Source organism: Lentzea sp. (genome assembly GCF_036380075.1).
GTDB lineage: Bacteria > Actinomycetota > Actinomycetes > Mycobacteriales > Pseudonocardiaceae > Lentzea.
The window spans coordinates 1-25,475 of the sequence record NZ_DASVFL010000064.1; the positions used below are offsets into that span (position 1 = coordinate 1).

Annotated in this window: 27 protein-coding genes; 7 read left to right on the top strand and 20 right to left on the bottom strand. The window is 70.4% G+C overall.

Annotated features, from left to right (window positions below; genetic code table 11):
- The 5 genes from VF330_RS07745 to VF330_RS07765 form a co-directional block, all read right to left on the bottom strand.
- A partial coding sequence (locus tag VF330_RS07745; protein WP_330850817.1) for a DUF3500 domain-containing protein occupies positions 1-348 on the bottom strand: 348 nt, incomplete at its 3' end.
- A 39-nt stretch (positions 349-387) separates the two neighbouring features.
- The gene (locus tag VF330_RS07750) at positions 388-1,317 is read right to left on the bottom strand and encodes an MBL fold metallo-hydrolase (protein WP_330850818.1); all 930 of its coding nucleotides are present in this window, start codon (positions 1,315-1,317) and stop codon (positions 388-390) included.
- Between the two features lie 23 nt (positions 1,318-1,340).
- Positions 1,341-1,769 carry a CBS domain-containing protein gene (locus VF330_RS07755; protein WP_330850819.1) on the bottom strand — a complete coding sequence of 143 codons (429 nt, stop codon included), beginning with the start codon at positions 1,767-1,769 and terminating at the stop codon, positions 1,341-1,343.
- Positions 1,770-1,916: 147 nt separating this feature from the next.
- Entirely contained in the window at positions 1,917-2,078 is a 162-nt protein-coding gene (locus tag VF330_RS07760) for a hypothetical protein (RefSeq protein ID WP_330850820.1), read from the bottom strand.
- A 187-nt stretch (positions 2,079-2,265) separates the two neighbouring features.
- Entirely contained in the window at positions 2,266-3,471 is a 1,206-nt protein-coding gene (locus VF330_RS07765; RefSeq protein ID WP_414675353.1) for a DUF6923 family protein, read from the bottom strand.
- 88 nt (positions 3,472-3,559) lie between these two features.
- Here VF330_RS07765 and VF330_RS07770 point away from each other — a divergent pair, with 88 nt between their 5' ends.
- Positions 3,560-4,318, top strand: coding sequence for a DUF4239 domain-containing protein (locus VF330_RS07770; protein WP_330850822.1), 759 nt, complete (start codon positions 3,560-3,562; stop codon positions 4,316-4,318).
- Here VF330_RS07770 and VF330_RS07775 read toward each other — a convergent pair.
- The 3 genes from VF330_RS07775 to VF330_RS07785 form a co-directional block, all read right to left on the bottom strand.
- The gene (locus VF330_RS07775) at positions 4,315-4,992 is read right to left on the bottom strand and encodes an EcsC family protein (RefSeq protein ID WP_330850823.1); all 678 of its coding nucleotides are present in this window, start codon (positions 4,990-4,992) and stop codon (positions 4,315-4,317) included. The two genes, VF330_RS07770 and VF330_RS07775, sit on opposite strands and share 4 nt — an antisense overlap.
- Before the next feature lie 10 nt (positions 4,993-5,002).
- Positions 5,003-7,507 (bottom strand): PEP/pyruvate-binding domain-containing protein, encoded by a 2,505-nt coding sequence (locus tag VF330_RS07780; protein ID WP_330850824.1) that lies wholly within the window; start codon positions 7,505-7,507, stop codon positions 5,003-5,005.
- 73 nt (positions 7,508-7,580) lie between these two features.
- Positions 7,581-8,414 carry an alpha/beta hydrolase gene (locus VF330_RS07785; RefSeq protein WP_330850825.1) on the bottom strand — a complete coding sequence of 278 codons (834 nt, stop codon included), beginning with the start codon at positions 8,412-8,414 and terminating at the stop codon, positions 7,581-7,583.
- 45 nt (positions 8,415-8,459) lie between these two features.
- On the opposite strand from VF330_RS07785, the gene VF330_RS07790 reads away from it, so the two are divergent.
- A complete protein-coding gene (locus tag VF330_RS07790; RefSeq protein ID WP_330850826.1) occupies positions 8,460-8,918 on the top strand; it encodes a CGNR zinc finger domain-containing protein in 459 nt (152 codons plus the stop codon).
- Between the two features lie 4 nt (positions 8,919-8,922).
- On the opposite strand, the gene VF330_RS07795 is transcribed toward VF330_RS07790, so the two are convergent.
- On the bottom strand, positions 8,923-9,474 hold the full coding sequence (locus VF330_RS07795; protein ID WP_330850827.1) for a hypothetical protein: 552 nt from the start codon (positions 9,472-9,474) through the stop codon (positions 8,923-8,925).
- Between the two features lie 95 nt (positions 9,475-9,569).
- Here VF330_RS07795 and VF330_RS07800 point away from each other — a divergent pair, with 95 nt between their 5' ends.
- Positions 9,570-10,091, top strand: a complete 522-nt coding sequence (locus VF330_RS07800; protein WP_330850828.1) for an HNH endonuclease signature motif containing protein — start codon at positions 9,570-9,572, stop codon at positions 10,089-10,091.
- A gap of 52 nt (positions 10,092-10,143) precedes the next feature.
- On the opposite strand, the gene VF330_RS07805 is transcribed toward VF330_RS07800, so the two are convergent.
- The 3 genes from VF330_RS07805 to VF330_RS07815 form a co-directional block, all read right to left on the bottom strand.
- Complete coding sequence (locus VF330_RS07805; RefSeq protein ID WP_330850829.1) at positions 10,144-12,978, bottom strand: vitamin B12-dependent ribonucleotide reductase; 2,835 nt, start codon at positions 12,976-12,978, stop codon at positions 10,144-10,146.
- A gap of 66 nt (positions 12,979-13,044) precedes the next feature.
- On the bottom strand, positions 13,045-13,515 hold the full coding sequence (gene nrdR / locus VF330_RS07810) for a transcriptional regulator NrdR (protein WP_089924179.1): 471 nt from the start codon (positions 13,513-13,515) through the stop codon (positions 13,045-13,047).
- Between the two features lie 274 nt (positions 13,516-13,789).
- Complete coding sequence (locus tag VF330_RS07815) at positions 13,790-14,062, bottom strand: hypothetical protein (RefSeq protein WP_330850830.1); 273 nt, start codon at positions 14,060-14,062, stop codon at positions 13,790-13,792.
- Positions 14,063-14,296: 234 nt separating this feature from the next.
- Between VF330_RS07815 and lexA the strand changes: the two genes are divergently transcribed.
- Positions 14,297-14,974: a transcriptional repressor LexA gene (gene lexA / locus VF330_RS07820; protein WP_414675354.1), complete on the top strand. Its 678-nt coding sequence runs from the start codon at positions 14,297-14,299 to the stop codon at positions 14,972-14,974.
- A gap of 94 nt (positions 14,975-15,068) precedes the next feature.
- On the opposite strand, the gene VF330_RS07825 is transcribed toward lexA, so the two are convergent.
- The 3 genes from VF330_RS07825 to VF330_RS07835 are packed head-to-tail and all read right to left on the bottom strand — an operon-like array spanning position 15,069 to position 18,008.
- A complete protein-coding gene (locus VF330_RS07825) occupies positions 15,069-15,980 on the bottom strand; it encodes a hypothetical protein (protein WP_330850842.1) in 912 nt (303 codons plus the stop codon).
- A gap of 38 nt (positions 15,981-16,018) precedes the next feature.
- The gene (hflX, locus tag VF330_RS07830; protein ID WP_330850831.1) at positions 16,019-17,482 is read right to left on the bottom strand and encodes a GTPase HflX; all 1,464 of its coding nucleotides are present in this window, start codon (positions 17,480-17,482) and stop codon (positions 16,019-16,021) included.
- A gap of 25 nt (positions 17,483-17,507) precedes the next feature.
- Positions 17,508-18,008, bottom strand: a complete 501-nt coding sequence (locus tag VF330_RS07835; RefSeq protein WP_330850832.1) for a winged helix-turn-helix domain-containing protein — start codon at positions 18,006-18,008, stop codon at positions 17,508-17,510.
- Between the two features lie 54 nt (positions 18,009-18,062).
- On the opposite strand from VF330_RS07835, the gene VF330_RS07840 reads away from it, so the two are divergent.
- Complete coding sequence (locus VF330_RS07840; protein ID WP_330850833.1) at positions 18,063-19,304, top strand: MFS transporter; 1,242 nt, start codon at positions 18,063-18,065, stop codon at positions 19,302-19,304.
- Complete coding sequence (locus tag VF330_RS07845; RefSeq protein WP_330850834.1) at positions 19,297-20,178, top strand: SMP-30/gluconolactonase/LRE family protein; 882 nt, start codon at positions 19,297-19,299, stop codon at positions 20,176-20,178. The genes VF330_RS07840 and VF330_RS07845 overlap by 8 nt, the downstream gene beginning before the upstream one ends.
- A gap of 30 nt (positions 20,179-20,208) precedes the next feature.
- Here the strand turns inward: VF330_RS07845 and dapF are convergent, their stop codons facing one another.
- Genes dapF through VF330_RS07860 form a run of 3 tightly spaced genes read right to left on the bottom strand, consistent with a single transcriptional unit; the run spans position 20,209 to position 22,576 of the window.
- On the bottom strand, positions 20,209-21,003 hold the full coding sequence (dapF, locus tag VF330_RS07850; protein ID WP_330850835.1) for a diaminopimelate epimerase: 795 nt from the start codon (positions 21,001-21,003) through the stop codon (positions 20,209-20,211).
- Positions 20,991-21,899, bottom strand: a complete 909-nt coding sequence (gene miaA / locus VF330_RS07855; RefSeq protein WP_330850836.1) for a tRNA (adenosine(37)-N6)-dimethylallyltransferase MiaA — start codon at positions 21,897-21,899, stop codon at positions 20,991-20,993. Before miaA ends, dapF begins: the two co-directional genes overlap by 13 nt.
- On the bottom strand, positions 21,896-22,576 hold the full coding sequence (locus VF330_RS07860) for a class III extradiol dioxygenase subunit B-like domain-containing protein (protein WP_330850837.1): 681 nt from the start codon (positions 22,574-22,576) through the stop codon (positions 21,896-21,898). The genes miaA and VF330_RS07860 overlap by 4 nt, the downstream gene beginning before the upstream one ends.
- 171 nt (positions 22,577-22,747) lie before the next feature.
- On the opposite strand from VF330_RS07860, the gene VF330_RS07865 reads away from it, so the two are divergent.
- The gene (locus VF330_RS07865) at positions 22,748-24,094 is read left to right on the top strand and encodes a DUF349 domain-containing protein (RefSeq protein WP_330850838.1); all 1,347 of its coding nucleotides are present in this window, start codon (positions 22,748-22,750) and stop codon (positions 24,092-24,094) included.
- A gap of 54 nt (positions 24,095-24,148) precedes the next feature.
- Here VF330_RS07865 and VF330_RS07870 read toward each other — a convergent pair whose 3' ends face one another.
- Both VF330_RS07870 and VF330_RS07875 read right to left on the bottom strand, forming a co-directional pair.
- Positions 24,149-24,976, bottom strand: a complete 828-nt coding sequence (locus tag VF330_RS07870; RefSeq protein WP_330850839.1) for an RICIN domain-containing protein — start codon at positions 24,974-24,976, stop codon at positions 24,149-24,151.
- Between the two features lie 68 nt (positions 24,977-25,044).
- Positions 25,045-25,475, bottom strand: a 431-nt coding sequence (locus tag VF330_RS07875; RefSeq protein WP_330850840.1) for a hypothetical protein, incomplete at its 5' end; no start/stop codon positions are given.

Here is a 25,475-nt window from a genome sequence, read left to right on the forward strand (position 1 = left end):
GCCCCACGGGTCGTCGCCGCCCGGGGTGCCGAACAGGATCGTCCAGTAGTCGCCGCTGTGCCGGTCGCGGTGCCCGCCCTCCCGGTGGTCGAGCACGTCCTCCAACGCCATCACCGCGGCGGCCTGGCCGTAGGCGTGCGGGCTCAGCACCGTGGCGAGCATGCCGTGCACGGCCTTGCGCTGGTCCCGGCGCAGGTCGCCGAGCTCCAGGCCCGGCCGTGCACCGGGCGTGTAGGCCCAGCGGTGGCGGAGGTCGTCGTCGGTGACGGCGCGGATGGCGTGGTCGCGCTGGCCGGCGGCGAGCGAACTGATATATCGGCGCGTGGCGTCGGCGACGTCTTGCAGCATCTTCCGAACCTATCCGCCGCGAAGGCGGGCAGCACGCGGTCAGGCGTGGCAGGCGATCGGGCCGCCGTGGAGCTCCGTCATGTCGGTCCAGACGCGGACGAGCTCCAGACGTTCGGAGAGGGGCTTGCCGTCGAGCTCGTGGTAGGCGCGGTGGAGGTTGCCGACCAGGCGCTCGGACTCCTGCCACGACGAGAACCGCGACTCGCCCGCCTCGCGGACGACCTCCATCGGGGACTTGCCGGCGGCGTGGCCGGCGGTCGCCAGGTCCGAGAGGTAGGTCGTGTAGGCGACGAGGTCGTCGAGGACGCGGGCGACGTCGTCGCCCCGCAGCAGCGGGCCGTGGCCGGGGACGAGGACGTCGGCGTCGAACGAGCGCAGGAACCCCAGCGCGGACAGGTAGCCCTGGACGCTGCCCTCGGCGAGGAACGGCTGGCCGCCCGCGAAGACCAGGTCTCCGGTGAACAGGACGCGGTCGGCCGGCAGCCACACGACGGTGTCGCCGCGGGTGTGGGCCGGTCCGGGGTGGTGCAGCTCGACGACGCGCGTGCCGAGGTGCAGGGTCAGCGACGTCGTGTAGGTCAGGGACGGCGGGCGGACCTCGAGGTGGCCGTAGTCCGGGCCGGCCAGCACCTGCGAGGCGAGCAGGCCGGCGGCCAGGACCTCCTCGCGGCAGGCGTCGTGGCCGATGACCGTGGTCGACGGCGGGAGGAGCCAGTTGCCGAACGTGTGGTCGCCGTGGTGGTGGGTGTTGACCGCGTACCGGGGTTCCGAGGTGCTCACCGACGCCACCGAGGCGAGCAGCGCGCGGTTGCGCGCCTCGGTGGACGTGGTGTCGACGAGCAGCAAGGAGTCGTCGGAGCCGAGGACCACGCCGGTGTTGTTGATCATCCACGACCCGTCGGGCTGGACGTAGGCGTGGACGCCGGACGCCACCTCGACGAGCTCGGGCCGACCTGCGGAGAAGTTCACCCGATCAAGCGTAGTGAGGCCGGTCAGCCCTGGGCGATGTAGGCCTGGAGCTGGTCCTGGGACTGTTCGAGCTGGCCGATGCGGCTCTTCACGACGTCGCCGATGCTGACGATGCCGACCAGCTCCCCGTCGGACACCACCGGCACGTGGCGGAAGCGCCGTTCGGTCATCACGACCGTGAGGTCGTCCACCGCGTCCGACGGCGAGCACGTGTGGACGTCGGCGGTCATGATCGACGAGACCGGGGACGACAGCAGGTCCGCGCCCACCGCGTGCAGGTGGCGGACGACGTCGCGTTCGGACACGATCCCCGCCACGCCCGCAGGCCCGACGACGACGATCGCGCCGACGTTGTGCTCGGCGAGCGTTCTCAGCAGCTCGGACACCGGCCGGTCCGGGTCGATCGTCGCGACCGCCGATCCCTTGGCCCGCAAAACGTCAGCAATCCTCATCAGGCGCCTCCGATCCTGTCGGTCCGGTAGGCACTTCAGGCTAGATCGGATCCGGACAGAACGGGAGACGGAGCCCCGGAAGGAGCAGGGGACGCGCCCGGATGAACGAACGCGTCCCCCGCGGTGTCGCGCCTGGTCCGGCGTCGGCTACGCGGATCCTCCGCGGCGACGGGTCGCGAACTGGCGCGGCTGGACCATCGGCGCCCGCTGCTGCGGCAGCGGCAGGTGCGTGTTCAGGTCCTGCTTGCCGCGCTTGCGGGCGCGGCGTTCAGCGCGGTTGCCCGGCTCGGGCGGAGTGGTGGCAGGCATGCGAAAGCCTCCTCGCGAAGAGGGCGTGCAAGGGCACGGCGGAGGACAGCCGTGGAAGGAGGACCCGCGGAAGGGTCACCGGGTGCGACAGAGGGTCGCGGCGCGAGCGTCGAGAGCGCTGCGGGGCTTCATCAGCTGAAGTACATGGCCGCAACGCTAGCGACGACGTCGTGTCACGCCAACCGATTTACCCGCGGGCCCGCGCGGCCGCCGCTCCGGCGCCCAGCATCACCAGGACGATCGTCACCATCGCCCACTTGCGGGACTTCGTCATCGGGGTGGAGTCGGCCTCCAGGGACAGGTCCTGCCGCGGCTCGGGCCTCTGCCGCGCCGACCGCACCGGAACCGGTTGCGGCGCAACGGAAGACGGCGGCGTCGCCACCGGCGGTGTCACGACCGGCGCGACGACGGGCAGCGGTGCCGGCACTGGCGCGGGAGAGGGTACGGGCGCGGGCGCCGGGGCGGGAGCGGGCGGCACCGGCACCTCGGGACGGGGCGCGGGCGGTTCGACGCGCGGCGGCATCGGCGCCGGCAGGCAGCCCGCCGCGTCGACCATGCCCATCCGCTCGCCCGACGACAGCTCCACCGCGGACGTCCCGGTGATCCGGTAGACGCGGCCGCGGCCCTGGTGGCCGTTGTTGACGGCGTAGATCGTGCCCGCCGAGTCGGCCACGACGGCGCCGTAGGTCGACCCGCCGGGCAGTCCGGAGATCTCGGTCCTGCTCAGCACCCGTCCGGTCGCCGGGTCGAACGTGACGACCTCGCCCGGCCCGTGCCCCGCCGCCGACACCCCGGTCAGCTTCCCGGTCGCCGGGTTGAGCGTGAAGTCGTCGAGCGCCAGCGCGGGCCAGCCCAGCACGACGGTGCGCACGACCTTCAGGTACGACGGGCTGGCCGGGTTGATGTCGATCGCGTGCAGCCGTGCGGTGTCGCGCACGTAGAGCGTGGTGCCGACGACCGTGCCCGCGGAGACGTCGTCGGTGCGGAACCAGTGCGCGTCAACGGGTCCGAGGTCGTCGACCGCTCCCCTGGTGTCGATCAGGACGACGTGCGACGGGTTCTTCCACCACTGGTGGCCCTTGGAGGTGATCCCGACCAGCCGCCCCAGTGCGGACGAGTACCCCAGCGCATTCACCGCGTAGTCCAGGCGAGCGATTTCTGTCACCCCACCGGATGACACTTCGAGTTTTGAGAAAGTAGAGAAACTTCCCCGATTGAGTGAATGTACTTGATAAGCGTCACAGCTCGCCGGAGCGGCCTGCGCAACAGCGCTGGTGAACGGGGCAGAAAGCACGACGAGGGCCGACGCGGCGCTCATCGCGAGCAAATCCCGCCGCCACCGGGATGGAGCAGCCCAATACGACAACCGGGTATTCGTGCTGTTGCCGCGCATTTCCACCTGACCATTACTCGTCAACCAGACCTTGCTGTACCGGCCACAGTAGACCGTGGTCTAATCCCACACCAAGAAAGGAGCCGAATTGAGCATTTACCTCAGCGGCGCGCTCTGGGTCCTGGGTGCCGCGATCATCTCCGCCGTCCTCGTCGTCATCACCCGCCGGTTCGGCTCGGACGAGGTGAGCGAGAAGAACCTCGGCGCGGGCGGCTCGGTGTTCAGCATCGTCGCCGGCCTGCACGCCGTGCTCGTCGCGTTCATCCTGATCTCGCTGTTCGACGCGGCCAACAGCGCCGAGGAGCAGGTGCAGAAGGAGGCCAACGCGCTCGTCGCGGTCAACTGGTCGGCCTCGTCGCTGTCCGAGCCCGCGAAGTCGAAGGTGGACCGGCTCAGCCGGGACTACGTCTCGACGGTCGTCGACGACGAGTGGCAGCGCATGCGCGACGGCGAGGCCGTCGACAACCGCGGCTGGGTCACGTTGAACCAGCTCAAGGAGACGATCGCGACCGCGGTGCCCGAGGGCGACTGGCAGGAGGACCGCAAGGCCGAGGCCGCGAACCAGCTCTGGGAGGTCTACCAGGCCAGGCAGGAGCGGCTGGAGGCGGCGGACAACGGCGTCAACCCCGTCGTGTGGCTGGCGCTGGTCATCGGCACGCTGCTGTCGCTGCTGTTCCCGTTCCTGTTCGGCGGGCCGAACCTGGTCTCGCAGCTGATCATCACGATCACGCTCGCCTCGACGCTGGTCCTGCTGCTGTTCGCGATCTACCAGCTGCAGAACCCGTTCAGCGGAGGTGTGCTGATCCCGTCCGACGCTTTCAGTTCCGCACGCGACCGGCTGAGCTAACGCGAGTCGGTCGTCCCGTCCGCTTCCTCGATCTCGACGTGCAGCACTTCGCCGTCGATGACGTTCGGCGTCACGTCGGTCTTCGGCAACAGTTCCGACTGGGTGAAGTACCGATTCGCGAATGCGCCGACCGCGCGGGTGGAGGCGGCGTCGACGCCACCGCCGATGACGCCGCCGAGCACCGGGACGCCCTTCGCGGCGATGCTGCCGAGCTTTTTCGTGCCGTATTTCGTGATGAGCGCGGAGGCGGCCTTCTTGGTGAACTGCTTGATGCCGACTTTCTTGAACAGTTCGGTTCCGGCATTGCCGAGCAGGCAGAGCAGGATGGCCGTCTGCACCTCTTCGCTGTCCACGTCGTGACCGCGCAACGACGCGATGGACGCGATGAGGTGCGTCTGGATCACGTAGGTGGCCGCGACGTTGGACGGCAGTGAGACCGGCAGCGTGATCAGGCCGCCGAGGTTGGTGATGAAGCCCTGGGCGCCGGCGAGCGCCACGTGCGTGCGGACGAGGTGCCTGATCGCGGCGGCCTCGTCGCCCTTCTTGGCGAGCGCGTCGGACGCGGCCTCGCGGGCGCTCTTGAACGGCCCGAAGCCGTCGACGCCCGCGCGGAGCAGGTAGTCGGCGATGCCCTGCTGGCTCTTGCTCAGCTCACCCTTGTTGGTCTCGGCCACGCCTCCGAGATTACGCGTCCGGCAGGCGTGGCGAGACCTGGACGGGCGGTTCGGTCGTGATCACCGCGCCGGTGCCGCCGTCCACGGTGATGCGCTCGCCCGTCCTGATCCTCGTCACGGCCTCGCGCACGCCCACGACCGCCGGGATGCCGTACTCCCTGGCCACGACGGCGCCGTGCGAGTTCGCGCCGCCCATCTCCATGACGAGGCCGCCCGCGGTGAGGAACAACGGCGTCCAGCCCGGATCCGTCGACGGGGCCACGAGGATCTCGCCGGGTTCGAGGTGCGCGCCGACCGGGTCCAGGACGACGCGCGCGATGCCGGTGACCGTGCCCGCCGACGCGGGTGTGCCGGCGAGGTCGCCCTCCGCGGGGACGCCGTGGCCGACCGCCTCGGGTTCCGTGCCGTCCGACAGCAGCACGCGCGGGATGTGCCGGCGTCGCATCTCGCGGTCGTAGACCCCACGTTGTTCCGCGACGATCGCGCGCAGATCTCCTTCCGCGGAAAGCATTTCCTCGAAGTCCAGGAAGAACACGTCGTCCGCCGCGTCGAGGCGGCCATCGGCGACGAGCTGGGCGCCGGTTTCCCGGATCCGCTTGCGCAGCGCGCCGAACAGCGTGATGACCAGGTACTTCGGGTACTCCCGCAAGCCCGCGAGCGTTCTGGTGCGGCGCAGCGCGAAGCGGACCAGCCAGCCGCGGCCCCGCGCCCGCCGGGCGAGCGTCTCGATCATGGCCTCGGCTTCGGCGGCACCGCGGGCGAACACCGCGTCCGGGTGCGGCTGGTCCTCCGGCAGGCGCAGGAAGTTCCGCACGACGCCGACGACGTGGGCCGGGTCGTCGGACCACCGGGGCAGGCCGAGGTCGATCTCGGCGACGGCACGGTGTCCCCACGTGGCCAGGAACGCGTCGAGCACCGCCGGGCGTTCGCCGTCGCGGAACTGCTGCAGCGCAACGGGATCGGTCCGGATCGCCTGCGCGACGTCCCACATCGCCAGGTCCATCTCGGTGGTGATGTTGTTGGGCAGGCCGCGCAGCACGGTCTGCAACTCCCCCGGCCTGGTCTGCACGATCTTGCCGACGAGTCCGAGCATCGCGAACCCGATCAGCGCCGTGGGCGCGAGCCTCGGCACCACGGGGACGACGCACTGCCGCAGCGCCTGCTCGATCGGGAGAGCCGCGGACTTCTCCAGGATCTCGTGTTCCATCCGCAACGCGTTCCGCACGGCCTTGCCCGGGTTCACCAACGCCTTCAGCGCGGTCGCGGGCACGCGGAACCGGCGCGCGAGCCGCAGCACCCGCTTGACCGCGGGCGTCGGCGAGGAGTCCCTGACCGCGAACCTCGGGTCGTCGAACAGGCCGCGCAGCACCTCGGACGACCGCGCCTCCATCACGCCGAGCAGCCGCGTCACGAACTCGCGGCCCACCTTGCTGCGCAACACCTTCGTGACGTCGAAGAATATCCGGTCGCCAGCCTCCACATAGGACTTGCTCGCCGGATCACCGATCACGATATCGAGCGCGGCCTTGGCGATCTCGCGGAACGCCGCCCGTCCCATCGGCGTGATCGGTCGTTCGAGGCCCTGGGCGAGGCTGAAGCAGAAGTAGACGCGCGCGCCGCCGTCGGGGTTGTCCGGCAACGGGAACAGCGTCGTGATCGGGCGCGCCTGGGTGAGGTGCAGGTCGCCGTCCGCGTCGATCGCCCACTCGATGTCCTGCGGCGTGCCGTAGTGCCGTTGCACCTTGCGGCCGAGGACGGCGAGCGCGTGGACCTGCCCGTCGGTCAGGCAGGGTTCCGCGTTCTCGCCGACCTCGACGTGCTCGGTGCCGCCACCGGGCAGCGAGCGGATGAGGAACCTCTTGTCCCCCAGCCGTTTCTCGACGATCTCGCCGTCGTCGACGACGAAGTGGTCCGGGTTGACCGCGCCCGACACGACGGCCTCGCCGAGTCCGGGGCTCGCGTCGACCACGACCTGGTCACGCGTGCCGGTGACCGGGTTGGCGGTGAACAGCACGCCGGAGACCTCGGACTGCACCATCCGTTGCACCACCACGGCGAGGTAGGTCGTGGCGTGGTCGATGCCGTTCGTCTCGCGGTAGCTGACGGCGCGGTCGGTCCAGAGCGAGGCCCAGCACCGGCGCACGGCGTCGACCACCGCGTCCTCGCCGACGACGTTGAGCAAGGTGTCCTGCTGGCCGGCGAAGCTCGCGAACGGCAGGTCCTCCGCCGTCGCGCTGGACCGCACGGCGACCGGCACGTCGTCCCCGAGCTCGCGGTACCCGGCGACGACGGCGTCCCGGATCTCCTGCGGCACAGGGGTTTCCAGCAACGTCCGGCGGACGTTCTCCGGCGTGGCGCTCGGGAGCGCGACGGCGCGGTAGGCGTCCGTGGTCACGCAGAAACCAGGCGGCACCGGGAGACCGGCCCTGATGAGCTCGCCGAGGTTCGCCGCCTTGCCGCCGACGGCGGCGAGCATCGTGCCGTCGATCCCGCTGAAACCGATGGTGAACGCCATGGCCACCCCTTCGGACTCCGTCTGGGAGGAGGGTACGAGCGTCCGGCCAAAAACTCAACAAGCGATGAATAAATCACTCCGCCGGGATGAAGTCCCTGATCAGCGCGGCGATCACGGCGAGGTCCTCCTCCAGCGCGAAGTGGCCGGTGTCGAGCAGGTGCAGCCGGGCGTCCGGCAGGTCGCGCAGGTACGCCCTGGCGCCGGGCTCGAGGAAGAACGGGTCGCCCTTGCCCCAGGTGATCAGCGTCGGCGGCCGGTGGTCGCGCAGGTAGGCCTGCCAGCGCGGGTACTGGGCCACGTTGGAGTGGTAGTCGAGGAAGAGGTCGATCTGGGGCTGCTGCCGCAGGTCGAGGTAGTGCTGGTCGAGCGTCCACGTGTCGGGCGAGACCGCCTCGGGGTCCCGCGTTCCTTCGAGGTAGCCCCACTTCGTGTACTCCAGCGCGAGCATGCCGCGGGCGGTCTCCGGGTCGCGGTTGCGGATGAAGCCCCAGGCGACGTCGGACAGGCCGTCCTCGTAGGCGTTGCCGTTCTGGACGATCAGGCCCTTGACCCACTCGGGGTGCTTCGTGGCGACGCGGAAGCCGACCGGGGCGCCGAAGTCGAAGACGTACATCGTGAAGCCGGTGAAGTCGATGGCCCGCAAGAACTTCTCGACCGTGTCGGCGAGGAAGTCGAAGGTGTACGGGCGGTCGGGCGTGTCGCTGTGGCCGGAGCCGGGGTGGTCGGGCGCGACGACGTGGAAGTCGTCCTTCAGCTCCTCGATCAGCCGCGCGTACTGGTGCGAGGCGGACGGGAAACCGTGCAGCAGCAGGAGCTTGGGCTTCCGTGGGTCGCCCGCCTCCCGGTAGAAGACGGAGATGCCGTCGACGTCCTGCTGGCGGTACTTCACATGGGTCTTGGTCGTCATGTCGCATTAGCCTAATGGGTACTAGGGGTGTTGTACAGTTAGGTGGTGCTCGCGATCGATTTCGTCAACACGCTGACGTCCGAGGACGACCACTTGGAGGAGTGGTTGTCGTCGCAGGGTTTGCCCTGGTCGGACGAGGTCGTGGTGCTGCGCGGCCAGGTGGAGGCGGCGGTGCTCGCCGCGCGCGACGGGCGGGAGCCGGACCTGGCGCCGTTGAACGCGGCGTTGCGCGGTGCCCCGGCGTTCGAGGTGCTGGGCTGGGACGACGGCGTCGTCGTCACGCAGGAGCGGGAGGGTGACGAGGTCGCGCGGGCGCTCGCCCTGCTGGCAGGGGCGGCGGCGGACCTGCTGGCGTCACCGGCCGTGCGGAAGGTGAAGACGTGCGAGGGGCCGGGGTGCCGGCTGCTGTTCGTGCCCGCGCACCCGCGACGCCGGTGGTGCGACCCCGCGACGTGCGGGAACCGGGTGCGGGTGGCGCGGTACTACCAGCGGCACAAGGACTAGCGGCTCAGCGCGTCAGGCCGGCGGGCGTGAAGACGAAGCTGTCGCGGAAACCGCCGTCGCCGCGCCTCGTCGCCATCAGCCGGAGCTCCGGCATGAAGTGGAAGAACACCAGCGCACCCGAGCGGTCCGGGTAGCCGAGCGTCTTCGAGTACTTGGGGTTCGTGCCGCCCAGCCACAGCGGCGGCTCGCCGTACTCCGCGATCACCTCGTCGAGCAGGCAGTCGTGTTCGCCCAGCACGCCGGGGATGCGGCTGTCGGAGTCGAGCGACAGCCAGCCCTGCCGGTGCGCGAGGTCCGCGTACACCGACGCCATCACGTCCTCGCTGCGGTGGCCGAGCACCTCGTGCACCGCGCCGCTGACCATCGCCGCGTTCGCCGCGCCGCGCTTCACCAGCGCGTCGAGCTCGGTCTGCCACCGGTCGGTGCGGTCGTCGGCGAACGCCAGCGCGTCGAGCAGGGTGAGGATCACCGCCTCGCCGCCGTACATGCCGGGACGCCGGACAGCGGCGTTGAGCTGGCCGAGCAGGTATCGGCGCAAGTCGTCGAACGAAGGCATCTCTCCCCCTTGGTCCCGTTGTTCTACCAGTTGCCCATAGGTGAAACGGAATCGCCTTCGCGACCGACAGAATGATCGACGACTGGGGAGGTCACATGGCTGCGAGCACCACGCAGATTGTCGCGTACTGGGTCGAGCACGAGGTCGAGATGGCCGTCGACTGGAGCACGGCGCACGAACGCTGCTGGCGGTGCGGCTACCGGACCAGGCTGGAGAAGTGCCACATCGTGCCCGTGGCGTTGGGCGGCAACGACAACGCGGAGAACCTCGTCCTGCTGTGCGCGCGCTGCCGTCGTGAGGCGCCGAGCCACCAGGACCCGCGGTACATGTGGCGGTGGCTGCGCGCGACGGGGGTCTCCTCCCCCGACACGTACTGGACGATGCGGGGCTGGGAGGAGTTCGAGGTCATCTTCGGCCGCAAGCCGCTCGAGTTCCTGCGGGAGGCCGGGGTCGACCACCGCTCGCTCAACGCCGAGTGCCGGGCGCTGGCGGCGGACGAGTTCGCGAAGACGGTCGTCCACTTCGGAGAGGGCCGGCTCAACCCGTCGACGATCGCGTGCGTGATCGCGGAGATCGAGAAGAAGCTGGCCGGCCGCCTCGGGATCACGGTGCCGTGACGGCGGACCGCCTGCCGGGGAACGGGTTCCCCGGCAGGCGGTCGCGTTCCGGTCAGCTGCAGCCGGACGTGCTGCCGCAGCCCTCGCACAGGTAGCAGGAGCCGGCCGGACGCATCTTCGTCCCGCAGGTCATGCACAGCGGCGCGTCGGCCGCCTTGCCCAGGTGCAGCTCCAGCAGCTCGGTCGAGCTGCCGACCTGCCTCGGCGCGGCGGTCTCGACCGCGGCCTCGACGGCCGGAGCCGCCTCCACCGAACCGCGCAGGCCCTCGAGGTCCACATCGGACGTCACGGGCGCGCCGTACTCGCCGGCCACCTGCGCCGAACGCTCGTCGGCGGTGAAGATGCCGAGCTGCGCGCGCTTGTCGTACGGCAGGTAGTCGAGCGCCAAGCGGCGGAACAGGTAGTCGAGCACCGACGTCGCGATGCGGACGTCCGGGTCGTCGGTCATGCCCGCCGGCTCGAAGCGCAGGTTCTGGAACTTCGAGACGTAGAACTCGAGCGGGATGCCGTACTGCAGACCCACCGAGATGGACATCGAGAACGCGTCCATCACGCCGGCCAGCGTCGAGCCCTGCTTGCCGAGCTTGACGAACACCTCGCCGAGGCCGTTGTCCGGGTAGGAGCCCGCGGTCAGGTAGCCCTCGGCACCGCCGACCGTGAACGACACCGTCTGCGACGGGCGCTTCTTCGGCAGGCGCTTGCGGACCGGGCGGTACTCGACGACCGTCTCGGTGGCGGCCTTCTTCTCCTCGGTCGCCTTCGCGGACTTGCCCGCCGACAGCGGCTGGCCGACCTTGCAGTTGTCGCGGTAGATCGCGAGCGCCTTCAGGCCGAGCTTCCAGCCCTGGTAGTAGATCTCCTCGACGTCCGCGATCGTCGCCGTCTCCGGCATGTTGACGGTCTTGGAGATCGCGCCGGACAGGAACGGCTGCGTGGCCGCCATCATCCGAACGTGGCCCATGGGCGCGATGGAGCGCTCGCCCATGGCGCAGTCGAAGACCTCGTAGTGCTCGCGGCGCAGGCCCGGCGCGTCGACGACGTGGCCGTGCTCGCCGATGAACTCGACGATCGCCTCGACCTGCTCGTCCAGGTAGCCGAGGGCCTTGAGCGCGCGCGGCACCGTCTGGTTGACAATCTGCATCGAGCCGCCGCCGACGAGCTTCTTGAACTTGACCAGGGCCAGGTCCGGCTCGATACCGGTGGTGTCGCAGTCCATCATCAGGCCGATGGTGCCGGTGGGGGCCAGCACGGACGCCTGGGCGTTGCGCCAGCCGTTCTTCGCGCCGATCTCCAGCGCCTGCTGCCAGGCCTCGGTCGCGACCTTGTGCACCGACGAGTCGTTCGCGTGGTAGGTGCGGATCAGGTCGTTCGCGGCGGCGTGCTTGCGCATGACGCGCTGGTGCGCCGTGGCGTTGCGCTTGTAGCCGTCGTACGCGCCGACCATGCCCGCGAGCTCGGCGGAGCGGCGGTACGAGACACCGGTCATCAGCGAGGTGATGGTCGCGGCGAGTGCGCGGCCGCCCTCGGAGTCGTACGCGTGGCCGGTCGCCATCAGCAGCGCGCCGAGGTTGGCGTAGCCGATGCCGAGCTGGCGGAACTTGCGGGTGGTGTCCGCGATCGGCTCGGTCGGGAAGTCCGCGAAGCAGATCGAGATGTCCATCGCGGTGATGATCAGCTCGACGGCCTTGGCGAACGTGACGGCGTCGAAGCGGCCGTCGTCACCGAGGAACTTCATCAGGTTGAGCGACGCGAGGTTGCAGCTCGAGTTGTCGAGGTGCATGTACTCGGAGCACGGGTTGGACGCGGTGATGCGGCCCGACTCGGGGCAGGTGTGCCAGTCGTTGATCGTGTCGTCGTACTGGATGCCGGGGTCGGCGCACTCCCACGCGGCCTTGGCGAGCTTGCCGAACAGCTCCTTGGCGTCGACGCGCTCGATGACCTCGCCGGTCTGGCGGCCGCGCAGACCGAAGTCGCCGCCGGACTCGTAGGCGTGCATGAACTCGTCCGACACGCGGATCGAGTTGTTCGCGTTCTGGTACTGCACCGACACGATGTCCGCGCCGCCCAGGTCCATGTCGAACCCGGCGTCGCGCAGCGCGCGGATCTTGTCCTCTTCGCGCGCCTTGGTCTCGATGAACTCGACGACGTCCGGGTGGTCGACGTCGAGGACGACCATCTTGGCCGCGCGGCGGGTGGCGCCACCGGACTTGATGGTGCCCGCGGACGCGTCGGCGCCGCGCATGAACGACACGGGGCCGGACGCGGTGCCGCCGGAGGACAGCAGCTCCTTCGAGGAACGGATGCGCGAGAGGTTCAGGCCGGCACCGGAGCCGCCCTTGAAGATCAGGCCCTCCTCGCGGTACCAGTTGAGGATCGACTCCATCGTGTCGTCGACGGCGAGGATGAAGCACGCGCTGACCTGCTGCGGCGAGCTGGTGCCGACGTTGAACCACACCGGCGAGTTGAAGCTGAACACCTGGTGCAGGAGCATGTAGGTGAGCTCGTGCTCGAAGATCTCGGCGTCCTGCTCGCCCGCGAAGTAGCCGTGCTCCTTGCCGGCGCCCACGTAGGTCTTCACGACCCGGTCGATCAGCTGGCGCAGCGACTGCTCGCGCTTCTCGCTGCCGACGGCGCCGCGGAAGTACTTGCTGGTGACGATGTTGGTGGCGTTCACCGACCACGACTCGGGGAACTCGACACCGCGCTGCTCGAAGTTCACCGAGCCGTCGCGCCAGTTCGTCATGACGACGTCGCGGCGCTCCCAGGTGACCTCGTCGTAGGGGTGGCGGCCCTCGGTCGTGTAGACGCGCTGGACCTTCAACGCGGCGGGCTTGGCAGCCGCCCGTGCGGCTGTCTTCTTGGCTGAGCCGCCGACGGTCTCGGTCACGGTGGATCTCCCTCGTGTGGTGCTGAGAAAAAAGATGGTTGCTTCACGCGCTGCAGAGCGCGCGGACTACTGCTCGGCCGGTGCTTCCTCGGCGCGGGCAGTGCGGAGATCAAGAATTTCCTTCTCGAAGTCCTCGACGGACGAGAAGGACCTGTAAACACTCGCGAAGCGCAGATAAGCGACCTCGTCGAGCTCGCGCAGGGGGCCGAGAATCGCGAGTCCCACCTCGTGGCTCGCGATTTCCGCGCAGCCCGTCGACCGGATCGACTCCTCCACCTGCTGGGCCAGGACCTGGAACGCGTCCTCGTCGACCGGGCGGCCCTGGCACGCCCTGCGCACGCCGACGACCACCTTGTCGCGGCTGAACGGCTCCGTCACCCCGGAGCGCTTGACCACGGCGAGAACCGCTTCTTCGACCGTGGTGAACCTTCGGCTGCAGCTGTTGCAGGAGCGCCGGCGGCGGATCACCTGACCCTCGTCGACCTCGCGGGAGTCGACCACCCGCGAGTCCGAATGGCGGCAGAACGGACACCGCATGCCACCTCACCCCTTCCCCCGCACAGCACTCACCGCAGCAGCCTCACTGGTCGGGTTACCCACAACCTGTGGACTACTTACAACGGTGCAACCACTAGATGTAGGGGTAGAACCTAGATCGCAACCCAACGCCCGCGCAACTCGACACGGCGCGTCGCGTGTCACCCTGTTGGGCGAACCGCCGACGATCAGCGGCGATTACGCAAAAAAGCCCGCCAGTGACGGAGCGTTCACGTCGCCGGCGGGCACCGAGGCACAAGATGTGGGGGCAGGACTACGGGGTGACCCCCGCCTGCTGCAGGTAGAGCACGCCGAGCGCGACCACCGTGAGTGCGCTCAGGACGCCGACCGCGACCAACTCGAACAACGACTCGCGCTTCGGCCGGACCTCGCACGAGCTCGACTCGCGCTTCGCGGGCACCACGACCGGGTGCGGCTTCGTCGCGGGGCGGCGCGGCATGACACGGGGACCCGAACGGAGTGGGCGTCCCGCTACGACGTCCGCGTCCTCGGCAACGCGCAAACGCTTCTCGACGAGCACCGCCATGACGACCTCCATCGCAGGTCAACCACCGGGATCGAACAGGGGTTCGATCGAACGTCCGTGCGAATTTCTACCACGGTCGTTCCCCGGACGCCACAACACGCGGCCAAATACCTCGAACAGGTGTTTGATCTGCGCAGCAAACACGACTACCGTCGACCACGAAGATCGACGGAGGCCGGAATCCCATTCGTACTGGGGGCGGCGAGGAGGACAGCGACCGTGGCAGGCAAGACGATCGACCCGGATCCCGCTCTTGTGGAGACACAGGTGAACGAGATCGCGGGAAACGCCGGCCTGACCCTGCGTCAGCGCAAGGTGCTCGACGTGATCCGGGACTGGGTCGACCGCTTCGGCTACCCGCCGAGCGTGCGCGAGATCGGGGAGGCCGTGGGCCTGACGTCGACCTCGTCGGTCGCGTACCAGCTGCGCGCGCTGGAGCGGAAGGGCTTCCTGCGCCGCGACCCCAACCGGCCGCGTGCCGTCGGCATGCTGCCCACCGAGATCGACCCCGGTCTCGACCCGATGTCCAAGCCGACGCCCGCGTACGTGCCGATGGTCGGCCGCATCGCCGCCGGTGGCCCGATCCTGGCGGAGGAGTCGATCGAGGACGTGTTCCCGCTGCCGCGCGAGATCGTGGGTGAGGGCGAGCTGTTCCTGCTGCGCGTCGTCGGCGACTCGATGATCGACGCCGCGATCACCGACGGCGACTGGGTCGTGATCCGCAAGCAGCCGACCGCCGACCAGGGCGAGATCGTCGCCGCCATGATCGACGGCGAGGCCACGGTGAAGACGTTCAAGCGCAAGGACGGCCACGTGTGGCTGATGCCGCACAACACGGCCTACCAGCCGATCAACGGCGACGAGGCCACGATCCTCGGCAAGGTCGTCACCGTGCTGCGGCGTCTCCCCTAGCGCCGGGCTTCCCGACACACGACAACGGGCACCTCACCAGTGGTGAGGTGCCCGTTGTCGTGTGCGGGTCCGACCGGAACCGATATATCGGATATCAGGCGCGGCGGCGCAGGCGCAGGCCGATGACGAGGGCGGCGACCAGGACGAGACCGCCCAGGCTCAGCGCGAGCGGCCAGTTCTGCCACGACGAGCTCGGCCGCGGTGCCGCCTGCGACGGAGCGTCGGCCGGTGGCTTGGTCGTGGTCGTCGCCGGTACCGCGGGCTGGGCCAGGGCCGCCGCGCCCTCGACGGCCCGGATCGGGGTGCCGGCGCCCTCCGAGGCGGAGAGCAGGGTGCCGTTCGGGTCGAAGGCGATGGCCTCGCCCTGCGGCTCGTCCGGCAGGGGGATGCGGACCGGGTCGCCGGCCAGTGCCTTGACGACGTCGCCGTCGGGGACCGGGTAGAGGTAGGCGTCGGTGTAGGTGCGCAGGGCGACGACGGTGCCGTCGGCCGTGGAGGCCGCGCCCGTCACCAGGCGCGAGTCGAGCGTGCCCTCCAGCGGACCGCCGGGGGTGTCCGTCGTCGACAGCGACACGCGCGCGACCTGCTCCATCGGCACCGATATATCAGTTCGGAGCGGTCCTGTGGGCCGGTAGACGAGTGCGGAGCCGAGGGGTTCCTTGGTGATGATGAACGGCGTGCCGGACTTGTCGATGATCAACGCCTCGGCGTCGTGCTTGCCGTCCGGGTAGGTGAGGCGGAACCGCTCCACGGCGCCCGCGGGCGTGACCTTGTGCAGGGCGACCGTGGAGCGGGACTTGTTGTTGTCGCCGGTGTCGGACGCCCACAGGGTGCCGTCCGGCGTCATCGCCAGGTCCTCGACGTCGAAGGGGTCGACGGGCGCGGTGATCGTGCGCGTCACCACGCAGTCGCGGCCCATCACCTGGATGCGCAACGTGCCGTTGTCGCTGTCGCTGACGGCGAAGAACTGCTTGCCGTCGGACGTGAGCCCGGAGAGCTCCTGCATTGCCACCGGGCACACGTCCACCGGAGGGGGCGGGAGGATCAAGCAGGAGTCCCGTTCGTCGCGAACTCCTCGAGGACGCCGGCGAGGTCCGGGCGCACGCGGGCGCTGAGCAGCGTGCCCACCTCCGTGTGCTTCTCGGACAGCACCTCGCCGTCGCGGTGCACGCGGGCGACGACCTCGCCGCGCGCGTACGGCACGAGCGCCTCGACCACGACCTCCGGTCGCGGCATCAGCTCGGCGATGCGGACCCGCAGCTCCTCGATGCCCGTTCCCGAGTGCGCCGACACGAACGACGCGTCCGGGAACAGGTGCCGCAGCCGGGCCATGCCCAGGTCGCCCACGGCGTCGATCTTGTTCACGACGAGCAGCTCGCGCGGCATCGGCGTGCCGGACTCCTCGTTGATCTCGGCGAGGACCTCGCGCACGGCCTTGACCTGCTTCTCCGGCATGGCGTCGGAGCCGTCGACCACGTGCACGAGCAGGTCGGACTGGCCGACCTCCTCCAGCGTGGAGCGGAACGCCTCGACCAGCTGGTGCGGCAGGTGCCGGACGAAACCGACCGTGTCCGTCAGCGTGTACGGCAGGCCCTCGGGCGTCAGCGCGCGGCGCGTCGTCGGGTCGAGGGTGGCGAACAGCGCGTCCTCCACCAGGACACCGGCGCCCGTCAGCGCGTTGAGCAGCGACGACTTGCCCGCGTTCGTGTAGCCGGCGATCGCGATGCTCGGGATCTCGTTCGCCGTGCGGCGGCCCCGCTTGGTCTCGCGGACGACGCTGATCGCGGCGATCTCGCGGCGCAGCTTGGCGATGCGCGCGCGGATCCGGCGACGGTCGGTCTCGATCTTGGTCTCACCGGGACCGCGCAGACCCACACCGCCGTTGCCGCCGCCGGCACGACCACCGGCCTGCCGGGACAGCGACTCACCCCAGCCGCGCAGACGCGGCATCAGGTACTGCAGCTGCGCCAGCTCGACCTGCGCCTTGCCCTCCTTGGACTGCGCGTGCTGCGCGAAGATGTCCAGGATGAGCGCGGTGCGGTCGATGACCTTGACCTTGAGCTTCTCCTCCAGCTGGCGCAGCTGGCCGGGAGAGAGCTCGCCGTCGCAGATCACCGTGTCGGCGCCGGTCGACTGCACGACGTCGCGCAGCTCGGAGACCTTGCCCGAGCCGATGTACGTCGCGGCGTCCGGCTTGTCGCGCCGCTGCACGACGCCTTCGAGGACCTCGGAGCCGGCGGTCTCGGCGAGACGCGCGAGCTCCGCCATCGAGGCGTCGGAGTCGGCGGCCGTGCCCTCGGTCCACACCCCGACGAGCACGACCCGCTCCAGGCGAAGCTGGCGGTACTCGACCTCGGTGATGTCCTCGAGCTCGGTGGACAGCCCGGCGACGCGGCGCAGTGCCGCGCGCTCGACGCGTTCGTAGTCACCGGTCGAGAAGTCGTCCTCCTCGTCCCAGGTGGCGTCGAACTCCGGGTCGAACTCTGTGCTCTGGATGTTTTCCGTCATTTGCCCTTCATCGTCCCACGGACATTCAGTCCCCCGGATACACCGCGAGGTAGATCGCCACACGGGGAACATCCGGCTCGACCGGTTGCGCGGCCAGCTCATCCATCAACGCCGCGAGGCGCCGCTTTAGTTCCTCGGGGTCGACCGTGACGACCAGACGGCTCTGGTCCACGTCACCGAGCCCGACGTCGGCGACCTCGCCGAGGAAAGCGTGCAACATCGCCTCACCGACTGCGACCGCATTTTCGCTGTTGTCGAGCTGCCACGACAGTCCCGTCGACCGGTAGGGGATCTCCTTCGCGCCCCGGTTGCCCGCGCGCGGCGGCATGGCCTCGAGGAATCCGGCGGCGACGAGCTTGCGCACGTGGTGCAGCGTCGTGGCCGGGTCCTTGCCCAGTCGCCGCGCCAGTTCCTTGTTCGTCAGCGGCCGGTCGAACGTCATGCGGATCATCCGCAGCCGCAGGTCGGAGCTCAGGGCCGCGGCCTCGTCGCTCGTGGCGGGCCGGCGCTTGCGGGAGAGGGGCACGGGCCCAGTCTAAGTGATTGACAGTTTCCAATCACTCAGCGCAGACTGCCCGGCATGGCACTGTGGGGGCATCCGGACTTCCGCCGGTTGTGGACGGGCGACACCATCAGCCAGTTCGGCGCGACGGTCGGTATGACGGTCGTGCCGCTGCTCGCGGCGGGTGTGCTGGACGCGACACCGTTCGAGATGGGGCTGCTCGCCGCGGCGAGCACGATGGCGTTCCTGGTGATCGGCCTGCCCGCGGGCGTGTGGGTCGACCGGATGCGCCGCAAGCCGCTGATGATCGCGATGGACGTCGCCCGCGCCGCGCTGATGCTGAGCGTGCCCGTCGCGTGGTGGCTGGGGTTGCTCGGCCTGCCGCAGCTGGTCGTCGTGAGCCTCGCGGTGGGCGTCTGCACGGTATTCTTCGACGTCGCCTACCAGTCGTACCTGCCGTCGCTGGTCGGGCGCGGCCAGCTCGTCGAGGGCAACTCGAAGCTCCAGGCCAGCCTGTCGGTCGCGGAGGTCTCGGGACCGGCGATCGGCGGCTACGCGGCCCAGTTCCTCGGCGCGGCCAACGGCGTCCTCGCGACCGGACTGGGCTACCTGAGCTCGGCGTTCTTCCTGGTCAGGATCAGAACGGTGGAGCCGGTGCCGGAACGGCACCCCGACCCGCACCTGCGCCGCGAGATCGGGGAGGGGCTGCGGTTCGTCTTCGGCAACACCACCCTGCGGATGATCGTCGCCTGCACCGGCACGTCGAACTTCTTCCACGGCATCCAGAACGCCGTGATCATCCTCTTCCTGCTGCAGACGGTGGGCCTGAGCGAGGGCACGGCCGGTCTCGTGCTCAGCGCGGGCGGCGTCGGCGGGGTGCTCGGCGCGGCGTTCGCCTTCCGGATCGGCCTGGCCGTGGGACAGGCCAGGATGATCTGGCTCGTCCCCGTGCTGACCTGGCCGTTCACCCTGGCGCTGCCGTTCGTCTCCGACGGCTGGGGTCTCGCGCTGCCGATGGTGTGCCTGGCGGTGACGTCGTTCGGGATCGTCGTCTACAACGTCGGCCAGGTGAGCTTCCGGCAGGCGATCTGCCCCGACCACCTGCTGGGCCGGATGAACGCCTCGATCCGCTGGGTGGTGTGGGGCGCGACGCCGCTGGGCGCGCTGCTGGGCGGCGGGCTCGGGTCGTGGATCGGGATCGTGCCGACGCTGTGGGTGTCGCTGGCCGGCTCCGTGGGCGGGATGGTGTGGCTGCTGCTGTCGCCGCTGCGGTCTATGCGGGACCTGCCGACCACGTCTAGCGTCGACGCCCATGGCTGATACCTCGGTGCTGCGGGACGGTCTCCACTTCGGCGAAGGGCCGCGACGCGGACCCGACGGCCGGCTCTACTACTCCGACTTCTACGCGGGCGAGGTGCACGCCCTCGACCTCGCGACCGGGGACGACGAGGTCGTCGTCGCCTTCGACGGCCAGCCGTCCGGCCTCGGCTGGCTGCCCGACGGGACCCTGCTGGTCGTGTCGATGCTCGACCGCACGGTCCGCAAGCTCGTCGGCGACGAGCTCGTCGTCCACGCCGATATATCGGATATCGCGACGTTCCACGCGAACGACATGCTCGTCGACGGCGAGGGCCGCGCGTACGTCGGCAACTTCGGCTTCGACCTGCACGGGCTCATCGACGAGGTCGGCATCCCGCGCCTGCTCGAACCCGACTTCGACCCGCTGGGCGCGAAGCTCGCACTGGTCCAGCCCGACGGCTCCGTCGGCGTCGTCGCCGAGGACCTCAAGTTCCCGAACGGCATGGCGCTGCTGCCCGACCCGAGCGGCGGGTCCGGGAGCGGCAGCATCCTCGTCGTCGCCGAGACCGTCGCGTTCCAGCTCACCTCGTTCGCCGTCGACAGGGACGGCTCGTTGAGCGACCGCCGCGTGTGGGCCGACGTGAAGGCGCTCGGCATCGCGCCCGACGGCATCGCGGGCGACGGGGACGGCGTGTGGGTGGCGCCGGCGTTGCAGCCCGCCGCGTTCCGGATCGCCGAGGGCGGCGAGGTCACGCACAAGGTCGAGACGACGCAGACGTGCTTCGCCGTCGCGGTCGTCGGCGACAAGCTCGTGTGCCTGACCGCGCCGGACTCGAACCCGTCGGTGGTCAAGCCGGACCGGCTCGGCAGGATCGAGGTCTTCGACCTCAACTGATATATCGGATATCAGCCGAGGTCCGACACATCAGGCGAGGGCGTCCCACCAGGACTTGTCGAGCTCGCCGCGCGCGACGAGCACGGCGGGTCCGGTGAGCGTCGACGTCGTCGGGTCGATCGTCACGCGGACCTGGCCGCCGAGGACGTCGACGGTGGCCGCGCCGGTCGACCGGCCCTGGCCCGCGAGCCAGGAGGCGACGGCCGCGACGGTGCCGGTGCCGCACGAACGGGTCTCGCCGACACCGCGCTCGTGGACGCGCATGCGCAGGGCGTCCTGCCCGATGACGTTGACGAGCTCGACGTTGACGCCGTGCGGGAACATCACCGGGTCGAAGCCGGGGGGCGCGGTGAGGTCGAAGCGGTCGACCGGTTCCTCGGTGACGCACGCGAGGTGCGGGTTGCCGACGTCGACCGCGAAACCGCCGATGCCCTGGCCGTCGACCGCGGCGATGGACGTGCCGGTGACGCGCGCGGGGCCCATGTCGTTCGTGACGGAGCCGTCCGGGTGCGTCACGACCGTCTTGTCGCCGGCGCGCGTGCCGACGACGAACTCGCCCTGGGGCTGGTGGCCGGCGTCGACGAGGTAGCGGGCGAAGACGCGCAGGCCGTTGCCGCACATCTCGGCGACGGAGCCGTCGGCGTTGCGGTAGTCCATGAACCACTTGCCGCCGGTCCGCACGACGCGCAGCACGCCGTCGGCGCCGAGGCCGCGCTGCCGGTTGCAGAGCGCCTGGACACGCGCCACGGTCAGGTCCAGCTGGTCATCGAGGTCGGGCAGGACGACGAAGTCGTTCTCCGTGCCGTGCCCCTTCACGAACTCCACGGCACCAGGTTACCGGCGGCAGCCAAAAGATCAGGCTGTGCGCCGTCGAGCCAGGTGATGCGCTGGTCACGCCGGAACCACGACCGCTGCCGGCGCACGAACCGCCGCGTGGCCCGCTTGGTCTCCTCCGCGGCGAAGTCGATCGTGCACGCTCCGTCCATTGCGGACAGCACCTGCTGGTAGCCCAGCGCGCGCGACGCCGTCCTGCCTTCGCGGAGGCCGATCCGCACGAGACGGCGGACCTCGTCCTCCAGCCCGGACTCGAACATCACGTCCACCCTGCGGTCGACGCGCTCGTCCAGTTCGGACACCTCGCGGTCGACGCCGATCTGGACGGTGCCGTAGCGCGCGGGACCGGGCTTGGGCAGGTTCGCGGAGAACGGCTCGCCGGTCAGCTCGATGACCTCCAGCGCGCGCACGATGCGGCGTCCGTTGGAGGGCAGGATCGCGATGGCGGCGGCCGGGTCGAGCTCCTGCAGGCGCCGGTGCAGCGCTTCCGGGCCCACCGAGGCCAGCTCCGCCTCGTAGCGCTCCCGCACGGCGTCGTCGGTGCCTGGGAACTTCAGGTCGTCGAGCACGGCCTGCACGTACAGCCCGGAGCCGCCGACGAGGACCGGCGGGCGTCCGGCGGCGAGCAGGTCCTCCACGACGGCCCGCGTCTCACGCTGGTAGGCGGCGACGGACGCGGTCTCGGTGACCGAGAGGACGTCGAACAGGTGGTGCGGGACGCCGCGGCGTTCGGCGAGGGGCATCTTGGCCGTGCCGATGTCCATGCCGCGGTAGAGCTGCATGGCGTCGGCGTTGACGACCTCTCCCCCGAAGCGCTCCGCGAGCGCGACGGCCAGGTCGGACTTGCCGGTCGCGGTGGGTCCGACGACGGCGATGGGCGTGATCACGGGCGCTCCCAGACGGCGACGTGGTAGCCCACGCCGAACGGTGCGAAGAAATCGGCGGAGGTGCAGTGCCACGGTCCGGGCACGCCGGCGAGGACCTGCCACGCCGCCCTGCCCTGCACACCCAGCTCACGGGCCAGCCCGGTGTCGAGACCGAGCAGCCCGTCCACGTCGGCGGTGGCCAGCGCGGCGTGGACCGCGGAGTCGAACGGTCCCGAACGCTCGTCGTCGGATCCCGGCGAACGCGGGCCGTGGCGGGTGGACCCGTCACCGAGGACGAGCAGGGAGCAGTCCTCCGCGGCGAGCCGCCGTCCAAACGAGACACAGTCCGGCGTGGGCAGGTCCGGCGGGACGACCTCGACGCGTGACACCTCGACAGCGCAGCGTTCCCGCAGCCAGGCGGTGATGAGCACCGGCAACGGAACGCGGGCGTCCGGCGGCAGGTCACCCCCGAGTGACACCGGCACGTCGACCCCGTATCCGAGGAAAGTTCCCGACAACGGCGGCATGAACGTCGCGGGGCCGGCGGGGTCGACGGCGACGACCACCCACGGACCGGGCAGTTTCCCTGCTGCGGCAAGGGTTGCGGCCCTCACGGGCTCGGTCTCTGCGGCGGCTCCCGCGACCAGTTCTGGCACCAGAAGAGGTGGGTGCGGCACCACCGCGGCACGGGTGATCACGACGAACGAGGCTACCTATCGTGGACTCCCAGTACCGAGTCGAGCTCTGACCTGTTTGAATGCGCGCGGGGAACTGGGGACGGGAGACCCTCCAGCGCCCGTATTGCATCGGCCCCGCCGGCTGGCGGGGCGCCCGTGGCAGGCACGGGCGTCAGATGGGAGGAACCGGCGATGTCGGAGCAGGACAGCACACCGGAGACCGTGGCCGAGACCACTCCGGTGGAGGTCGCAGCCGAGGGTGTGGTCGAGGAAACGCCGAAGGAGACCGCGCAGGCAGCGCCTCCGGCCGTCCCCGTGGCGTCGGACCACCCTGACCGCTGGGGGCGCGTGGACGCCGACGGCACCGTGTACGTCAAGACCGAGGACGGCGAGCGCGCCGTCGGGTCGTGGCAGGCGGGCGAGCCGGTCGAGGGCCTCGCGCACTTCGCGCGCCGGTTCGACGACCTGCGCACCGAGGTCGAGCTGCTCGTGTCGCGCCTCAAGTCCGGCGCCGGCGACCCCAAGCACGCCCTGACCAGCGCGAAGCACGTCAAGGAGCAGCTGGCCGAGGCCGCCGTCGTCGGCGACCTGAAGGCGCTGGCCGCCCGCGTCGAGCACGTGCTCGTGCAGGCGGAGGCCGGCATGGAGAAGGCGAAGGAGGCCAAGGAGGCCGCCCGCGCCCAGTCCGTGCAGCGCAAGCAGGCGCTCGTCGACGAGGCCGAGTCGATCGCGAACGAGTCCACGCAGTGGAAGGTCGCGGGCGACCGGCTGCGGCAGATCCTCGACGAGTGGAAGACCATCCGCGGCGTCGACCGCAAGACCGACGAGCAGCTGTGGCGCCGGTTCTCGAAGGCCCGCGACGCGTTCAACCGCCGCCGCGGCTCGCACTTCGCGGACCTCGACCGCCAGCGTTCGGTCGCGAAGGGCTCCAAGCAGGCGCTCGTCGAGGAGGCCGAGAAGCTCGTCGACTCCGACGACTGGGGCCCCACGGCCGGTCGTTACAAGGAGCTGATGGTCGAGTGGAAGGCCGCCGGGCGTGCGCCCAAGGAGGCCGACGACGCCCTGTGGCAGCGGTTCCGCGCGGCCCAGGACGCGTTCTTCCAGAAGCGTTCCGAGGCGTTCAGCGAGCGTGACGCCGAGTTCGGCGCCAACGCGAAGCTGAAGGAGGAGCTGCTCGCCGAGGCCGAGGGCATCGACCCGTCGACCGACCTCGAGGCGGCCCGCAACGCCCTCTACAAGATCCAGGAGCGCTGGGACGCGATCGGCAAGGTGCCGCGCGAGCGCATCCGCGAGCTCGAGGGCAAGCTCCGCGCCATCGAGGAGCGGGTCCGCGGCGCGGTCGACGCGCAGTGGCGTCGTTCCGACCCCGAGGCCGAGGCCCGCGTGGCGCAGTTCCGCGAGCGCGTGGAGCAGTTCGAGGCGCAGGCCGCGAAGGCCCGTGCCGCGGGCGACAAGCGCCGCACCGAGCAGGCCGAGGCGCAGGCCGCCCAGTGGCGCGAGTGGCTGGCCGCCGCTGAGCAGGCGCTGGCGACCCGGTAGTTCGTCACGGTCCGAGGGCCCCTCTCCCACGCGGAGAGGGGCCCTCGGGCGTTCTCAGCGGGCAATGCGCCACTTCTGGTCGTCCCGGCCGGAGCACAGCGACACGATGAGCCACGTTCCGTCGGCGTAGGAACCGTCGTTCGCGGTCCCGAGGCACTTCCCGGACGTCACGTGCGCGAACTGGTTCGTGCCCTGCGCCTGCCAGAGCTGGGCGTTCTCGCTCCACGAGCAGGCGGCGGCCTTGACGTGCTCGCCGAAGTTCTCCTGGAACACCGGCTGCATGCAGAGGTTGCCGCGCTGGTTGCGCAGCCGGAAGACGGCCGGGTTCGCGTCGGAGAACTCCCGCGCCCAGAACGGCTGGAAGCTCGTCGCGTCACCGGACGGGTGCCGCTCCCACATGACGACGTCGTTCCACTCGTTCTGGTAGAAGTCCGCGGCCCGCTGGTCGTTGCCGGCGGGCACGAGGTAGCCGGGACCGTCGGTGGCGGGCTTCACCGGCCCGGTGGCCGGCACCGGCACCGGCGGCGCGGCGGTCGGCTGGGTCGTCTGCTGCCGCTGGGTGGGCTGCCGGGGACCGGCCGTCGGGGCCGCGTCCGTCCCGGCCACCACGACGGCGGGCGCGGAGGACGACCCCGGCGCGGTCGTGGTCGCGGAGGGCAGCGGCGCGGTGGCGGTCGTCGAGGACGTCGTCGCGGCGGCCGACTGCGGGTCGTCGTCGCGGAACACGAGGACCCCGAGCACGGCCAGCACCGCCACCGCCGCGACGACGGCGGCCACCCGGACGACGAGCGGAACCACGCCGAGGTGGATGTCGCGCACCTGGTCGGCCTGGACCAGGTACCCCTTGTTGTCGCCGTGCGCGGTGTTCCTGCCGTCCGTCATGCCCCAGCGCACCTCGACTCCGCGTCACCGTTTCGACGCAAAAGGAATCGAGGAGGCGCCGGGATTCATTACAGCTGCGGCGGGCGCGAGGCCGCGATCTTCACCCACTTCACCAGCAGCACGATGACGGCGAGCACGGCGATGATCAGCCCGATGCCCGGACCGGGACCGATGGTCTTGTTGCTCGTGGTCGTCTGCTGCGTCCAGATCGACAGCACGCCCGTCACCGACCCGGCGAACAGGCCCAGCGAGCACACCCACGTCAGCGTCCAGCGGCGCACCGCGAGCGTGATGCCCGACCCGAGCACGCCGATGCCGAGGGCGATGAACGAGAACACCCGCGGCAGGAACGCGCCGGACTCGCCGAGCACGACGCTCAGGCCCGTCTCCTCGCCCACCCACGGCAGCACGAGCGACACCAGCAGCGCCAGCACCGCGATCGAGATCGTCAACGCCCCGGTGCCGGGGTCGACGCGCTTGGCCGCCTGCTGCTCCACCG

What these genes read in the sequence shown, in the direction of transcription:
- VF330_RS07755 (WP_330850819.1), bottom strand. Translation starts at nt 1,769, where the DNA reads ATGAGGATTGCTGACGTTTTGCGGGCCAAGGGATCGGCGGTCGCGACG.
- VF330_RS07760 (WP_330850820.1), bottom strand. Translation starts at nt 2,078, where the DNA reads ATGCCTGCCACCACTCCGCCCGAGCCGGGCAACCGCGCTGAACGCCGC.
- VF330_RS07765 (WP_414675353.1), bottom strand. Translation starts at nt 3,471, where the DNA reads ATGCGCGGCAACAGCACGAATACCCGGTTGTCGTATTGGGCTGCTCCA.
- VF330_RS07780 (WP_330850824.1), bottom strand. Translation starts at nt 7,507, where the DNA reads ATGGCGTTCACCATCGGTTTCAGCGGGATCGACGGCACGATGCTCGCC.
- VF330_RS07785 (WP_330850825.1), bottom strand. Translation starts at nt 8,414, where the DNA reads ATGACGACCAAGACCCATGTGAAGTACCGCCAGCAGGACGTCGACGGC.
- VF330_RS07795 (WP_330850827.1), bottom strand. Translation starts at nt 9,474, where the DNA reads ATGCCTTCGTTCGACGACTTGCGCCGATACCTGCTCGGCCAGCTCAAC.
- VF330_RS07800 (WP_330850828.1), top strand. Translation starts at nt 9,570, where the DNA reads ATGGCTGCGAGCACCACGCAGATTGTCGCGTACTGGGTCGAGCACGAG.
- nrdR (WP_089924179.1), bottom strand. Translation starts at nt 13,515, where the DNA reads ATGCGGTGTCCGTTCTGCCGCCATTCGGACTCGCGGGTGGTCGACTCC.
- VF330_RS07815 (WP_330850830.1), bottom strand. Translation starts at nt 14,062, where the DNA reads ATGGCGGTGCTCGTCGAGAAGCGTTTGCGCGTTGCCGAGGACGCGGAC.
- VF330_RS07825 (WP_330850842.1), bottom strand. Translation starts at nt 15,980, where the DNA reads ATGCAGGAGCTCTCCGGGCTCACGTCCGACGGCAAGCAGTTCTTCGCC.
- hflX (WP_330850831.1), bottom strand. Translation starts at nt 17,482, where the DNA reads ATGACGGAAAACATCCAGAGCACAGAGTTCGACCCGGAGTTCGACGCC.
- VF330_RS07840 (WP_330850833.1), top strand. Translation starts at nt 18,063, where the DNA reads ATGGCACTGTGGGGGCATCCGGACTTCCGCCGGTTGTGGACGGGCGAC.
- VF330_RS07845 (WP_330850834.1), top strand. Translation starts at nt 19,297, where the DNA reads ATGGCTGATACCTCGGTGCTGCGGGACGGTCTCCACTTCGGCGAAGGG.
- VF330_RS07865 (WP_330850838.1), top strand. Translation starts at nt 22,748, where the DNA reads ATGTCGGAGCAGGACAGCACACCGGAGACCGTGGCCGAGACCACTCCG.
- VF330_RS07870 (WP_330850839.1), bottom strand. Translation starts at nt 24,976, where the DNA reads ATGACGGACGGCAGGAACACCGCGCACGGCGACAACAAGGGGTACCTG.